At 71.1% G+C, this 13,665-nt stretch carries 14 protein-coding genes; 7 read left to right on the forward strand and 7 right to left on the reverse strand.

What is annotated here, in order from left to right; genetic code table 11:
* Positions 1 to 9: 9 nt before the first annotated feature.
* The 4 genes from LNW73_RS17400 to LNW73_RS17415 are packed head-to-tail and all read right to left on the reverse strand — an operon-like array spanning position 10 to position 3,491.
* The gene (locus LNW73_RS17400; protein WP_250990548.1) at positions 10 to 702 is read right to left on the reverse strand and encodes a Pr6Pr family membrane protein; all 693 of its coding nucleotides are present in this window, start codon (positions 700 to 702) and stop codon (positions 10 to 12) included.
* Positions 703 to 706: 4 nt separating this feature from the next.
* The gene (locus LNW73_RS17405; protein ID WP_250990549.1) at positions 707 to 1,657 is read right to left on the reverse strand and encodes a metallophosphoesterase; all 951 of its coding nucleotides are present in this window, start codon (positions 1,655 to 1,657) and stop codon (positions 707 to 709) included.
* Positions 1,624 to 2,562: an ATP-grasp domain-containing protein gene (locus tag LNW73_RS17410; protein WP_250990550.1), complete on the reverse strand. Its 939-nt coding sequence runs from the start codon at positions 2,560 to 2,562 to the stop codon at positions 1,624 to 1,626. The genes LNW73_RS17405 and LNW73_RS17410 overlap by 34 nt, the downstream gene beginning before the upstream one ends.
* On the reverse strand, positions 2,559 to 3,491 hold the full coding sequence (locus LNW73_RS17415) for an ATP-grasp domain-containing protein (protein WP_250990551.1): 933 nt from the start codon (positions 3,489 to 3,491) through the stop codon (positions 2,559 to 2,561). The genes LNW73_RS17410 and LNW73_RS17415 overlap by 4 nt, the downstream gene beginning before the upstream one ends.
* Before the next feature lie 252 nt (positions 3,492 to 3,743).
* On the opposite strand from LNW73_RS17415, the gene LNW73_RS17420 reads away from it, so the two are divergent.
* A complete protein-coding gene (locus tag LNW73_RS17420; protein WP_138358708.1) occupies positions 3,744 to 4,211 on the forward strand; it encodes a GatB/YqeY domain-containing protein in 468 nt (155 codons plus the stop codon).
* Positions 4,212 to 4,326: 115 nt separating this feature from the next.
* On the opposite strand, the gene LNW73_RS17425 is transcribed toward LNW73_RS17420, so the two are convergent.
* Complete coding sequence (locus LNW73_RS17425) at positions 4,327 to 6,582, reverse strand: transglycosylase domain-containing protein (RefSeq protein WP_250990552.1); 2,256 nt, start codon at positions 6,580 to 6,582, stop codon at positions 4,327 to 4,329.
* Positions 6,583 to 6,966: 384 nt separating this feature from the next.
* Here LNW73_RS17425 and LNW73_RS17430 point away from each other — a divergent pair, with 384 nt between their 5' ends.
* Positions 6,967 to 7,299 (forward strand): WhiB family transcriptional regulator, encoded by a 333-nt coding sequence (locus tag LNW73_RS17430; protein WP_138358704.1) that lies wholly within the window; start codon positions 6,967 to 6,969, stop codon positions 7,297 to 7,299.
* Here the strand turns inward: LNW73_RS17430 and LNW73_RS17435 are convergent.
* Together LNW73_RS17435 and LNW73_RS17440 are read right to left on the reverse strand one after the other, a co-directional pair.
* A complete protein-coding gene (locus LNW73_RS17435) occupies positions 7,281 to 8,579 on the reverse strand; it encodes an ArsA family ATPase (RefSeq protein WP_250976561.1) in 1,299 nt (432 codons plus the stop codon). The genes LNW73_RS17430 and LNW73_RS17435 overlap by 19 nt on opposite strands.
* 87 nt (positions 8,580 to 8,666) lie before the next feature.
* Positions 8,667 to 9,677 carry an ArsA-related P-loop ATPase gene (locus LNW73_RS17440; protein WP_250976560.1) on the reverse strand — a complete coding sequence of 337 codons (1,011 nt, stop codon included), beginning with the start codon at positions 9,675 to 9,677 and terminating at the stop codon, positions 8,667 to 8,669.
* 139 nt (positions 9,678 to 9,816) lie between these two features.
* On the opposite strand from LNW73_RS17440, the gene LNW73_RS17445 reads away from it, so the two are divergent.
* The 5 genes from LNW73_RS17445 to LNW73_RS17465 all read left to right on the forward strand — a co-directional run bounded on the left by LNW73_RS17445 (position 9,817) and on the right by LNW73_RS17465 (position 13,660).
* Positions 9,817 to 9,978, forward strand: a complete 162-nt coding sequence (locus tag LNW73_RS17445; RefSeq protein WP_138358698.1) for a DUF4177 domain-containing protein — start codon at positions 9,817 to 9,819, stop codon at positions 9,976 to 9,978.
* The gene (locus LNW73_RS17450) at positions 9,975 to 10,436 is read left to right on the forward strand and encodes a RidA family protein (protein WP_308407681.1); all 462 of its coding nucleotides are present in this window, start codon (positions 9,975 to 9,977) and stop codon (positions 10,434 to 10,436) included. Before LNW73_RS17445 ends, LNW73_RS17450 begins: the two co-directional genes overlap by 4 nt.
* Positions 10,437 to 10,536: 100 nt before the next feature.
* Entirely contained in the window at positions 10,537 to 11,571 is a 1,035-nt protein-coding gene (locus LNW73_RS17455) for an NUDIX hydrolase (RefSeq protein ID WP_250990553.1), read from the forward strand.
* Positions 11,568 to 12,407 carry an MBL fold metallo-hydrolase gene (locus tag LNW73_RS17460; protein WP_250990554.1) on the forward strand — a complete coding sequence of 280 codons (840 nt, stop codon included), beginning with the start codon at positions 11,568 to 11,570 and terminating at the stop codon, positions 12,405 to 12,407. Before LNW73_RS17455 ends, LNW73_RS17460 begins: the two co-directional genes overlap by 4 nt.
* Positions 12,407 to 13,660, forward strand: coding sequence for a cytochrome P450 (locus LNW73_RS17465; RefSeq protein WP_374118124.1), 1,254 nt, complete (start codon positions 12,407 to 12,409; stop codon positions 13,658 to 13,660). The genes LNW73_RS17460 and LNW73_RS17465 overlap by 1 nt, the downstream gene beginning before the upstream one ends.
* Positions 13,661 to 13,665 lie beyond the last annotated feature (5 nt).

Below are 13,665 nucleotides of genomic sequence, written 5' to 3' on the forward strand. Positions count from 1 at the left end.
CAACGAGATTTACTTTAGCGGACGGGGAGCCGGAGACGAAATCCGGTTTTCCTGGGTGGGGAGGCGGGGGCGGGTGCGGTCGAGGGTGATGAGGAGGAGGGCGAGGGCGGAGAAGGCGAGGGCGAGGACGACGGCGTTGCGGAGGACGGCGGGGTAGCCGTGCAGGTCGACGTCGAGGAAGGGGTAGGGGTAGCGGTTCGGGGGGTCGATCAGGGCGCCGCGCAGGAGGGCGAAGGCGGCGTAGGCGAGGGGGAGGGCGAGCCACTGGTAGGCGTAGCGCCACTGGAAGCGGGCCGGGGTGGTGAGGAGGAGCCAGTCGAGGGTGACTGTGACGGGTGTCACGGTGTGCAGCAGCTGATTGGAGAGGACCAGGTCGCCGGTGCGCTTGGCGAGGTGCTCCGCTTCGGAGAAGCCGCTGGACTCGTTGGCCAGCACGAGGTGGTAGACGAGGCCGGTGATCACGATGCAGAGCAGGACCGCGCCGGTGATGCGCGGGGACAGCGGCGGGCGGCCGGTCCAGGCGCGGTGCGCGGACCAGGCGAAGGTGATCGCGATGGCGGCGTTCGTCAGGACGGTGAAGAAGGTGAAGACGCGCAGCGGGTCGGCGTGCACGCACTCGATGGTGATGCCGGTGACGGCGGCCGCGGCGATGAGGGCGCGGCAGAGGGCGATGTAGGGACGACGGAGCGCCGGCTCGGACATCACCTCACCGTACGGGGCGGCCCGCCTTCCGGGCGGTCAGCGTGAGGAGTGTCGCCTCCGGAGGGCAGGCGAAGCGGATCGGGGTGTACCGGTTGGCGCCGCAGCCCGCGGAGACGTGGAGGTAGGAGCGCTCGCCGCCCGAGGTGTGGGCGGACAGGCCCTTCACGCGCTTGGTGTCCAGGTCGCAGTTGGTGACGAGGGCGCCGTAGAAGGGGATGCAGAGCTGGCCGCCGTGGGTGTGGCCGGCGAGGATCAGCGGGTAGCGGTCGGCCGCGAAGGCGTCCAGGACCCGCAGGTACGGGGCGTGCACGATGGCGAGGCTGAGGTCCGCGGCCGGGTCGGGACCGCCGGCGACGGCCGCGTAGCGGTCGCGCTTGATGTGCGGGTCGTCGAGGCCGGTGAGGGCGATCTCGATGCCGTCGTCGAGCTTGAGGTGGCCGCGGGTGTTGCTCAGGCCGACCCAGCCGGCGGCGTCGAACGCGTCGCGCAGATCGCCCCACGGGTTGCGGACCACATTGGTGACCGGGTCCGTCTTGCCGTTGAGCCCGTGCTGGCTGCGGGACTTCTCGATGAGGTACCGGGCCGGGTTGCGGAACCTGGGCCCGTAGTAGTCGTTCGAGCCGAAGACGTACGCGCCGGGGAACTGCATCAGCGGGCCGAGCGCGTCCAGAACCTCGGGGACGCCCTCCGGGTCGGAGAGGTTGTCCCCGGTGTTGACGACGAGGTCCGGGCGCAGCCCCGCCAGGGACTGCAGCCAGCGCCGCTTCCTGTTCTGGCCGGAGACCATGTGGATGTCGGAGACCTGCAGGATCCGGATCGGCCGCATCCCGGCGGGCAGCACCGGGACCTCGACGCGTCGCAGCCGGAAGGCCTGCGGTTCGATCGCGGTGGCATAGGCCACGCACGCCGCGCCGACTGCCGTTACGCCGAGGGGAACTCCGTATCGCGCTCGCATGTGTCCATCGTCGCAGATGAGATGAGCGCCGCCAGAGCCTGCGCCGCTCCACTGCCGCCCCGGAAGCCGGGAAAGGCGTTGATATCGACGATGAGCGGGGTCCCGGACCGGTCGGCGATCACGTCCACGCCGTAGACGTCGAGGGCGAAGACCTTGCCCGCCTGCAGCGCCAGATCGTGGGCGCCGGGGGGCGGCGGAGGTGGCGGGGGCTGGTCCCCGTGAGGAGTTTCCGGGCCGTCCGGGCTGTTCGGGGCTCCCAGGGGGGACGGGCGCAGGCCGGCGAAGACCTGGCCGGCGATCACCCAGAGCTTGTGGTCCCAGCCGTCGCCCGGTGTGAAGTCCTGGACGACGACCAGCTCGTCCGGCCACCTGCGGGCGAGTTCCCGCAGCCCGGCGGCGTCGTCGACCCTGGCGACGACATCGCCGCGCCGGTTGGCCCGGCTCTTGACGATGAACGGATAGCCCGACGGCGGCGGAGCGGTGATCCGCGACAGCGGTGCGACGGTCCGGGTCACGGGGAACGGGAGGCCCGCGGCCAGCGCGGTCTCCGCCATCCGGACCCGGTCCTGGCACAGCTCCGTCGACGCGGCCGAATTGACGACGCGAGCGCCGCGCCGCTCCAGGGCCCGGGCGAGCCGGATCGCGCGCGGCGTGTGCGATTTGAGGAGATAGACGTCGGCGAGCGCGTCCGCGGCGGATTCCGGGACGGATTCCGAGGCGGATTCCGCGGCGGATTCCGGGACGGCGGCCGGGTCGGTGAACTCGACGTGGGCGTGGTGACGGTCCGCCAGCAGGGCGGCCGTGGCCGCCAGTAGCGGGTGGTCCGGCTTGTCCGTCAGGAAACAGACCCGCTGCCCGGTGGTGTCAGCGGCGTCCGCGGTGTCAGCAGTGTCAGCGGTGTTCATGTGCCGGCCTGTGCGGGGACGAAAGCCGCGGCCTGGGGGGTGAGGCCGCCGTGCCCGCCCGCTCCGTCCGCCCTGGCCAGGTCGAGAACGGCCCGCGCCACCCGGGCGACGGCGTCGGGCACCTTGCGGAAGCTCGGGAAGTCGTTGACGTCGACGACGACCGGGCCGTCCGGCCCGAGCAGCACGTCGATCCCGTACAGGTCCAGGCCGAAGACGGCGCCGATCTCGGCCGCCAGCCCCGCCACCTCCCGGGGGAGCGGCACGAGCCGTTCGTCCACGGCGAGTTCCGGGCGCAGCGGCGAGGCCCGTACGGTCGCGAACGCCTCGCCGCCGACGCAGTACACCTTCAGGTCCGTCCCGGAGTTGGGCACGTACGGCTGGGCTATGAGCAGACCACCGTCCTCGGGACCGGGACCGGCACCAGGGGTCGACTCGCTGTCGCCGGGCGGCACCAGCTGGCCCGGCGTGCGGACCAGCCGCACCCCGCGCCCCGAGCTGCCCGCCGCGGGCTTCACGACGAGCGGGAACTGCTCCTCGGGGACCTCCGCGAAGAGTTCGGGCCTGGCCGCCGCGTACGTCACCGGCATCGGCAGGCCGTGCTGCTGCGCGACGAGCGCGGTGAGTGCCTTGTCGCGGACCGTCCGGATCGCGCGGGCGTCGTTGACCGTGGTCAGGCCGAGTGCCGCCGCGCCTTCGAGGAGGGTCAGGCCGGGGCCGCCGGAGACGGTCTTGAGCACCCAGGCGTCGTGTGCGCCGGACTGCACCGCGGCGGAGAGCCCGGACAGTTCGGAGAACTCGGACAGCCGGATGAGCGAACCGCCGGGGCGGATGACGTCCACCTGGTGTCCCCAGGCGGCCAGTTGCCTGACCACGTCGAGAGGCATGCCGTCGTGACGGTATTGCTCCTCGACGAGGAAACAGAGCCTCATCTGGTCCCCTTGCCCCCCGGACGTCCGCCGATCCGTCCGGCAGAGCTGTGACCGAACAGGATGCCATGGGGCGCCTGGTGTTCCGGCGCGCGGGACCGGTCCGGGACACCTCCGGGACCTGGACGGAACGCTTCGGCCGCCGTTCCGGTCGGTACGGGACGGTTCGGGCCCGGCGGGCGCCGGGGGATCGTCCTGCGTCGCGCGGGCGTTAATGGGCGGCAGCACCGCCCCGCGGGTGCGAGACTCGACGGCATGACCACCACGCTCAAGCAGCGACTGCACGACGACCTCATCGCGGCCATGAAGGGCCGCGACGAGCTTCGCTCCGCCACGCTCCGCCTCACGCTGACCGCCATCACCAAGAAGGAGGTCGCGGGCACGACCGCCCGTGAACTCTCCGACGACGAGGTGCTCAAGGTGATCGCCGGTGAGGCGAAGAAGCGCCGCGAGGCGGCCGAAGCCTTCGCCCTGGGCAACCGGCCCGCCTCGGCCGAGCGCGAGCTGGCCGAGGGGGAGGTGCTCGACGCGTACCTGCCGAAGCAGCTGTCGGACGAGGAGCTGGTCGGGATCGTCACCGCCGCCGTGGCCGAGGCGAAGGCGGCCGGCGCCGAGGGCCCGCGCGCCATGGGCGCGATCATGAAGATCGTGAACCCGAAGGTCGCCGGTCTCGCCGAGGGCGGCCGCGTCGCGGCCGAGGTGAAGAAGCAGCTCGCGGGCTGATCCAACCCGTACCGCACGTGATCGGATCGCTCGTGATCGCTCGTGATCGCACGTGTGAGGGGCGCCACCCGAAGAAATCCGGGTGGCGCCCCTCACACGTTCAGGACTTCCGCGATCAGCGGTTGCCGCCCGTCACACCGCCCGAGTGCCCGTTCCCGCCACCGTTGACCCCGCCGATGATGCCCGGCGGGAGGGTGAACGGGGGAAAGGTCGGGTTCGTCGGCGGCTTGCCGGTGCCGGCGGTCGTGGCCCCGGTGGTGTGGCCGGGCTTGCCCGGGTTGCCGGGGTTGGGCGGAGGGGTGCCGACGGGCTTGTCCGGGATGTTCAGCGGTACCTCGTTGAACGACTCTTCCGGCTTGCCCTCCAGGGCGCCGCTGACGGCGTCCTTCCAGATCGGTGCCGGGCCGGTGGCGCCGAACACCTTGTCGTAGTACTGGCCGCCGAAGGTGATCCCCGTCATCTTGATCGGCTTGACGCCCGGGTCACCGATCCACACCGCGGCGGACATGTTCGGGGTGTAGCCCACGAACCAGGCGGCCTTGCGGTCGTCGGTCGTACCGGTCTTGCCCGCGCTGTCGCGGTCGGTCAGGCCGGCCGCCTGGCCGGTACCGTCGTCGACCACGCCCTTGAGCATCGTGTTGACGGTGTCCGCCGTCGTCTGCGACATGGCCGTGGAGCACAGCGGCTGCGGGACCTGGATCGCCTTGTTGTCCGCGTCCTTGGCGGACTCGATCGCGATCGGCGCGCAGAAGGTGCCGCGGGCGGCGAAGGCGGCGTACGCGGCGGCCATGTCCAGCGGGGACATCTCGTTGACGCCGAGGGTGAAGGACGCGCCGAGCCCGAAGGCCGTGCCGCCGGCCCGCTTGGTGATGCCCAGCTTGTTGACCATCTGGGTCACCGGGCAGAGGCCGACATCGGCCTCCAGCGTCACGAAGTAGGTGTTGACCGACTTCTTGAGCGCCTCGGGCATGGCGTACGGGCCGACCTCCGACTCGCTCTCGTTCGGTACGGTGCCGCTGCCGGGGTACTGAGCACCGGAGCAGTCGCTCACCGACGGGTACGGCATCTCGTTCGGCGAGGGGTAGGTCTGGCTCGGCTGATAGCCCGCTTCCAGCGCGGCCGCGGCGGTGAACGCCTTGAACGTCGAGCCGGACTGGTACCCGGCCCCGCCGCCCATGCCCCGGTCGACCGAGAGGTTGATCTGCGTCTCGTTCTTGCCGAAGCCGTAGGGCCGGGACTGCGCCATCGCCCGGATCTTGCCCGTCCCCGGTTCCACCAGCGTGACCGCCGACGCGACCGGGTCGTCCTTGTAGACGTGCTTGGCGATGCCGTTCTGCGTCGACGCCTGCGCCTGCGGGTCCAGCGTCGTCTTGATCGTCAGGCCGCCCTGGCGCCAGCGCTTCGCGCGGGCCTCCTTCGTCTTTCCGAAGGCCGCGTTCTGCAGGAAGGTGTTGCGGACGTAGTCGCAGAAGAAGCCGGCGCCGTTCACGGCGGTGATGCAGCCGTTCTTCGGCTTGCTGATCTTGAGACCGAGCGGCAGCTTCTTCGTGGCGTCGGCCTGGGCCTGGGTGATGTCCTTCAGGTCGGCCATCCGCTGCAGTACGAGATTGCGGCGCTTGATCGATTCCTGCTCGTCGTTGACCGGGTCGAAGCGGCTGGGCGACTGGACGATGCCGGCCAGCATCGCGGCCTCGCCGACGGTCAGGTCCTTGGCGTGCTTGCTGAAGTACCGCTTGGCCGCGGCCTCGACGCCGTAGGCCTGCTCGCCGAAGAACGTGATGTTGAGGTAGTTCTCCAGGATCTGCTGCTTGCCGAGTTCCTTCTCGACCTGGATCGCGTACTTCATTTCCTTGATCTTGCGGCCGACGGTCTGCTGGACCGCCTGCGCGACCTTGTCCGGGTCGTCGCCGGCCTGCTCGATGAAGACGTTCTTCACGTACTGCTGGGTGAGGGTGGAGGCGCCCTCGGAGACGCCGCCGTCCTGCGCGTTCTTGTTGAGCGCGCGCAGGATGCCCTTGAGGTCGATCGCCCCGTGCTCGAAGTAGCGGGCGTCCTCGATCGCGACGATGGCCTTCAGTATGTTCGGGCTCATCTGCTGGATCGGGATGACGGTGCGGTCGCGCGAGTAGACGGTCGCGATCAGTCCGCCGTTGGCGTCGAGGATCTTCGAGGCCTGGCTGAGCGGCGGGCGCTTCAGCTCACCGGGGAGGTCCTGGAACCCTGAGGCGGTGCCCTTCGCCGACAGGCCGAGGGCACCGGCGGCCGGCAGGGCGATTCCTGCCAGTACCACTCCGGACAGGACACTGACACCGAGGAACTTGGCGGCCTGCTGGGCCGTCGAGAGACCCCCGCCCGATCGCTTGTGAGGCATGGAGGCAGCCTACGTTGCGATTCCCCGGACGTGCGCCCAACTGTTCGCCTACTCTGTAACGGACAGGCGCGGTCGCTGAGCGTGCGCCTGCCCTCCATCGTCACTCTTGTGGGTGATGAGAACTGCCCGAATTCCTGTCATATGCCGGGTGACTTGGGCGATATGCCAGGCGCAGTGACCGCTCTGCCCCATAAGTCCGAAATGGGTGCCGCTCACTCCGTTGGGTGATCTGCCGCGCACCCATAGTCCATTCGGGCCATCGAAGATTGGGCCTGAAAGGGCTGTTGCGTCACGCCTACCTTCCGTAACGTCCTCAACTGGCAACGGTGAATATGCCGGTTGCCGCCGTGGGGGAGCCTCGATTCGGGAGAGGACGGCGCCAGCATGAGTAGCTGGGTAACCGACTGGAGCACGCAGGCAGCGTGCAAGACGACTGATCCGGACGAGCTTTTCGTCCAGGGAGCGGCCCAGAACAGGGCCAAGGCGGTGTGCACCGGATGCCCGGTGCGGACCGAGTGCCTGGCGGACGCGCTCGACAACCGGGTCGAGTTCGGTGTGTGGGGCGGGATGACGGAACGCGAGCGCAGGGCACTGCTGCGGCGGCGCCCGACGGTGACCTCGTGGCGCAGGCTGCTCGAGACCGCCCGTACCGAGTACGAGCGGAGCACCGGCATCCTGCCGCTGGACGAAGAGGACGACTACGCCGCCGCGGGGTGATCCCCGGCAAGCCGTTCGCCGATCGAGCGCAAGCCGTCCAGATCGTGCACGTCGCCCGGTAGGGCCGCTACGTCGACCATCGGCACCTCAGGGTGCACGGAGACGAAACGGTCCCGGGTACGGCGTTCGCGCGCGACCACGCGCATGCGCTCGGCGTGCAGCCGCAGCAGCCCGGCGGCAAGCCTCTGCTCGGGCGGAATCGTCATGTCGTCGGCCGCTTCGGCCGGATTCTTCGGGTCCGTCCCGTCGTCGGTCCCGTCGGCAACGATGTCAGCCTTCCCGGCCTCACGATCCACAATGCCGCCGTCCACAAGATTTTCCCGCGGCTCCTCGAGCGCCTGGGCGGCGGCCAGCGCCCGCTCCGCCGTGAGCTGCGGGGCTCCGCTGCCGTGCACCCGGTTCAGCACCAGGCCGGCCAGCGGCATGCGCTCGGCGGCCAGCCGCTCGACGAAGTACGCGGCCTCGCGCAGCGCGTCCCGCTCAGGCGCGGCCACCACGAGGAACGCCGTCCCGGGGGCCTGCAACAGCTTGTACGTGGCGTCCGCGCGCTTGCGGAAGCCGCCGAACATGGTGTCCATGGCGGCGATGAAGGTCTGCACGTCACCCAGCAGATGCGCGCCCATCACCTTGCTCAGGACGCCCGTCATCATCGACATGCCGACATTGAGGAACTTCATCCCGGCCCGGCCGCCGACCTTCGCGGGCGCCATCAGCAGCTTGATGAACTTCCCGTCCAGGAACGATCCGAGGCGCTGCGGGGCGTCCAGGAAGTCCAGTGCGGACCGGCTCGGCGGGGTGTCGACGATGATCAGGTCCCAGGCGTCCAGCGCGCGCAGCTGCCCCAGCTTCTCCATCGCCATGTACTCCTGGGTGCCCGCGAAGCCGGCCGACAGGGACTGGTAGAAGGGGTTGTCGAGGATCGCGCGGGCCCGCTCGGGGTCCGAGTGCTGGAGCACGACCTCGTCGAAGGTCCGCTTCATGTCGAGCATCATCGCGTGCAGCGTGCCGCCCGCGGACTCGTCGATGTCGGTGACCGGGCGCGGTGTGTTGTCCAGCTCGGAGAGGCCCATCGACTGGGCGAGCCGGCGGGCCGGGTCGATGGTCAGCACGACGGCCTTGCGGCCGCGTTCCGCGGCGCGCACGCCCAGCGCGGCGGCGGTCGTGGTCTTGCCGACTCCGCCGGAGCCGCAGCAGACGATGATGCGGGTCTTGGGATCGTCGAGGAGCGGGTCGATCGCCAGCACCGGACTCTCCAGATCCCCCGGATTCTCCAGGCTCATGTCAGCTCTCCCCGCCGGCGCATCCGCATGTCGGTTCTCCCCGCGGGCCGTACCCATGTCAGTTCTCCCCGCCGGCGCATACCCATGTCAGCTCTCCCCGCCCGTCATTCCCTGCTTGCGCAGGCTGTCGGCCAGCCGGTAGAGGCCGCCGAGGTCGACGCCCTCGCCGCGCAGTTCCAGTTCGTACGTCGGCAGGCCGAGGGTGGCGATCTCGGCGCGCTCACGGCGTTCCAGCAGGACGCGCTGGGCGTGTTCGTGGGCCTGCGCGAGCAGCGGGTCGACGAGCCGCTCCGCCTGCCCGCCCTTGCGGGCACCGCCCAGGCCCGCCTGGGACAGCGCCTTGGCGACGGCGGTGCGCCGGCCGTTGGCGGCCGATTCGAGGTCCGCGTCGTCCAGCAGCACCGGGCGCAGCATGTTGACCACGACGGCCCCCACCGGGAGCCCGGCCGCCCGCAGTTCCGCGACGCCGTCCACGGTCTCCTGGACCGGCATCTCCTCCAGCAGCGTCACCAGGTGCACCGCGGTCTCGGTGGACTTCAGCACCCGCATGACGGCCTGCGCCTGGTTGTATATCGGCCCGATCTTGGCCAGTCCGGCGACCTCGTCGTTGACGTTGAGGAAGCGGGTGATGCGGCCGGTCGGCGGGGCGTCCATGACGACCGCGTCGTACGCCCGCCAGCCCGCGTTGTCCTTGCGGCGCACGGCCTCGCACGCCTTGCCGGTCAGCAGGACGTCCCGCAGGCCGGGGGCGACGGTCGTCGCGAAGTCGATCGCGCCGAGCTTCTTGAGGGCGCGGCCCGCGCGGCCGAGTTTGTAGAACATGTCCAGGTAGTCCAGCAGCGCGAGCTCGGGGTCGATGGCGAGCGCGCGCACCTCGCCGCCGCCGGGCGCGACGGCGATCTTCCGCTCCTCGTAGGGCAGCGCTCCGGTCTCGAAGACCTGGGCGATGCCCTGCCGCCCCTCGACCTCGACCAGCAGCGTGCGGCGGCCTTCGGCGGCGAGAGCGAGCGCCAGGGCGGCGGCGACCGTGGTCTTACCGGTGCCGCCCTTGCCCGTGACGATATGGAGCCTGGTGGGGGTGGACTGTTGAGGGCTCACACTTCGAGCGTAACCACTCGGCCTTCGGCCCAAGCAGTCCACTGCCCAGGTGTGGCCTCTATCTCCCGGCCGGACCTCGCCGGGCGGCGCTGGCGGGTGCTGGCCGGGGCGGGTGGGAGCAGGCGTTACAGTCGGCTCCATGGCTAAGTGGGAATACGCGACCGTGCCGCTTCTTGTGCACGCGACGAAGCAGATTCTGGACACGTGGGGCGAGGACGGCTGGGAGCTGGTCCAGGTCGTACCCAATGGGAACAACGCGGAACAGTTGGTGGCCTACTTCAAGCGGGAGAAGCAGGCGTGAGCGCGGTCGAGGACAGGATCGCCTCGCTCGGGATGACGCTGCCCGCCGTGGTGCCGCCGCTGGCCTCGTACCAGCCGGCCGTGCAGTCGGGCGTGTACGTGTACACCTCCGGCCAGCTGCCGATGGTGGACGGCAAGCTGACGGTGACCGGCAAGGTCGGCGCCGAGGTGACGCCGGAGGAGGCCAAGGACCTGGCCCGTACGTGCGCGCTGAACGCGCTCGCGGCGGTCAAGTCGGTCGTCGGTGACCTGGACCGCATCAAGCGGGTCGTGAAGGTCGTCGGTTTCGTCGCCTCGGCGACGGACTTCACCGGGCAGCCGGCCGTGATCAACGGTGCGAGCGAGCTCCTCGGCGAGGTGCTCGGCGAGAAGGGCGTGCACGCGCGCAGCGCCGTCGGCGTGGCCGTGCTGCCGCTGGACGCCCCGGTCGAGGTCGAGATCCAGGTCGAGCTGGTCTGAGCTCTCCGCAGGCCGGGCCGGGTGCCCGGCCGCGGAGACGGACCCGCACGGCGAGGACTCACCCTCGAACATCAGGGCGGCAGGCCGTACGATCCCGCCCATGACCACGAGCAGCGGCGGCACGAGTGACGGACAGTGGTTCCCGGCCTCCTGGCCGGACCGGATCCGGGCGCTGGCGAACGGGGATCTGACCCCCGTGACCCCGCGCAGGGCCGCGACGGTACTGCTCCTGCGGGACAGCCCGGACGGTGCGAGCGGCGGCCCGGCCGTCCACCTGCTGCGCAGACGCGCCTCCATGGCTTTCGCCGGGGGCGCGTACGCGTATCCGGGCGGTGGGGTCGACCCGCGGGACGAGAAGCCGGTCCGGTGGGCCGGCCCGTCGCTCGCGCAGTGGTCGGCCGCCCTCGGGGTGGACCCGGTGTCGGCGCAGGCGGTGGTGTGCGCGGCGGTGCGGGAGACGTTCGAGGAGTCGGGCGTCCTGCTGGCCGGGCCCGACGGCGACAGCGTCGTGGCGGACACCACCGGTGAGAGCTGGGAGGCCGACCGGGAGGCGCTGGTCAGCCGGGAGCTGTCGTTCGCGGACTTCCTGGCCCGGCGCGAGCTGGTGCTGCGCTCCGATCTGCTCGGCCCGTGGGCGCGCTGGATCACCCCGGAGTTCGAGGAGCGCCGGTACGACACCTGGTTCTTCGTCGCGATGATGCCGGCCGGGCAGCGCACCCTGGACGTCTCGGGCGAGGCCGACCACACGGTGTGGCTGCGCCCGGCCGAGGCCGTGGAGGGCTACCGGCGCGGCGAGATGGTGATGATGCCGCCGACCATCGCGACGCTGCGCGCGCTGCTCCCGTACGACTCGGTGAAGGCGGCCCTGGCGGGCGCGGCCGGCCGGGACCTGACGCCGGTGCTGGCGCGGGCGGTGCTCGAGGAGGGCCGGATCGTGCTGAGCTGGCCGGGGCACGAGGAGTTCACCAAGCACATTCCGCAAGGACCCCAGCAAGGATCCGGGCAAGAACCCGGGCAAGAACCCGGGCAAGAACCCGGGCAAGAACCCGGGCAAGAACCCGGGCAAGAACCCGGGCAAGGATCCGACCAGGGACCCGAGCAAGGACCCATCTCGTCGCAAGGAGCTGCTGAATGACGTCGGCGATCCTGCCCGGCAGGCCGCAGCCGACGGTCGGCGGCCCCGCGACGGCACGTGCCGTCTGCGTCCTGGCCCCGAATCCGTCGCCGATGACCCTGGACGGCACGAACACCTGGCTGCTGTCCGAGCCGGGTTCAGAACTCGCGGTCGTCATCGACCCGGGCCCGCTCGACGACGCGCATCTGCGCAACGTCGTCGCGACCGCGGAGGCGGCCGGCAAGCGCGTCGCGCTGACGCTCCTCACCCACGGCCACCCGGACCACGCGGAGGGCGCCGCCCGCTTCGCGGAACTGACGGGGACGAAGGTCCGGGCGCTCGACCCGGCGCTGCGGCTGGGCGAGGAGGGGTTGGCGGCGGGCGACGTCATCACCACCGGCGGGCTGGAACTGCGCGTCGTTTCCACGCCCGGCCACACCGCGGATTCGCTCTCCTTCCATCTGCCGGCCGACGGCGCCGTCCTGACCGGTGACACGGTGCTGGGGCGCGGCACGACGATCGTGGTGCACCCGGACGGCCGGCTCGGCGACTACCTCGACTCCCTGCGCCGACTGCAGGCCATGACGATGGACGGCGTCGACACGGTGCTGCCAGGACACGGCCCGGTGCTGACGGACGCGCGCGGCGCCGTCGAGTACTACCTCGCGCACCGCGCGAGCCGGCTGGCGCAGGTGGAGACCGCCGTGGAGGCGGGCTGCCTGACGCCCGCCCAGGTGGTCGCGCACGTCTACTACGACGTCGACCGGTCGCTGTGGCCGGCGGCGGAGCTGTCGGTGCGGGCGCAGCTGGACTATCTGCGTGAGCACGGGCTGATCGAGGACCGGCGGACCTACTGATGACGGATCGACCGATGAGCGGCCACGCGGCGTCCGGCCCGGCGGCGAAGGAGTTCGACCCGTGGTCCGCCGCGTTCGTCGCGGACCCCTATCCGGCGTACGAGGCGCTGCGCGCCGCGGGCCGCGCGCACTGGTACGAGCCCACCCGGCAGTGGCTGATCCCGCACTACGACGATGTGAGCGCGCTGCTGCGCGACCGCCGGCTGGGGCGCACGTATCTGCACCGCTTCACCCACGAGGAGTTCGGCCGCGAGGCGCCGCCGGCCGGGCACGAGCCGTTCCACGTCCTCAACGACAACGGCCTGCTGGACCTGGAGGCCCCCGACCACACGCGGATCCGCCGGCTGGTCGCGAAGGCGTTCACCCCGCGCACCGTCGAGCGGCTCGCGCCGACCGTGCAACGGCTGGCCGACGAGCTGGTCGACGGTCTGCGGGCGGACGGCGGCGGTGACCTGCTGGCCCGGGTCGCCGAGCCGCTGCCCGTCGCGGTCATCGCGGAGATGCTCGGCATCCCGCCCGGCGACCGGCAGCCGCTGCGGCCCTGGTCGGCGGACATCTGCGGGATGTACGAGCTGAACCCGGACGAGGAGACCGCGCGCCGGGCCGTGCGGGCGAGCGAGGAGTTCTCGGAGTATCTGCGGGGGCTGATCGCCGAGCGCCGGCGCGCACCGGGCGAGGACCTGATCAGCGCCCTGATCGCCGCGTACGAGGACGGGGACACGCTCAGCGAGCAGGAGATGGTCTCCACCTGCGTGCTGCTGCTCAACGCCGGGCACGAGGCGACGGTGAACACCACCGCGAACGGCTGGTTCACCCTCTTCCGTCATCCTGATCAGCTCGAACTGCTCCGCGCCGAACCCGGGCTGCTCCGCGACGCCATCGAGGAACTGCTGCGGTACGACACCCCGCTGCAGATGTTCGAACGCTGGGTGCTGGACGACATCCAGGTCGGCGACACGGTGATCCCGCGGGGTTCCGAGGTCGCGCTGCTCTTCGGGTCCGCCAACCGCGACCCGTCGCGCTTCCCCGACCCCGGCCGGCTGGACCTGCGCCGCCCGGCGGCCGACAACCGGCATGTCACCTTCGGCGCCGGTATCCACTACTGCCTGGGCGCGCCGCTGGCCCGAATCGAACTCGCCGCGTCCTTCGGCACGCTGCTGAGCCGTGCGCCGGGCCTGCAGCTGGCCGCCGAACCGCGCTGGAAGCCCGGCTACGTCATCCGGGGCCTGGAGGAACTGCTCGTCAGCTGGTGACGCGC

The sequence above is a fragment of the Streptomyces sp. RKAG337 genome, from assembly GCF_023701715.1.
Classification (GTDB): domain Bacteria; phylum Actinomycetota; class Actinomycetes; order Streptomycetales; family Streptomycetaceae; genus Actinacidiphila.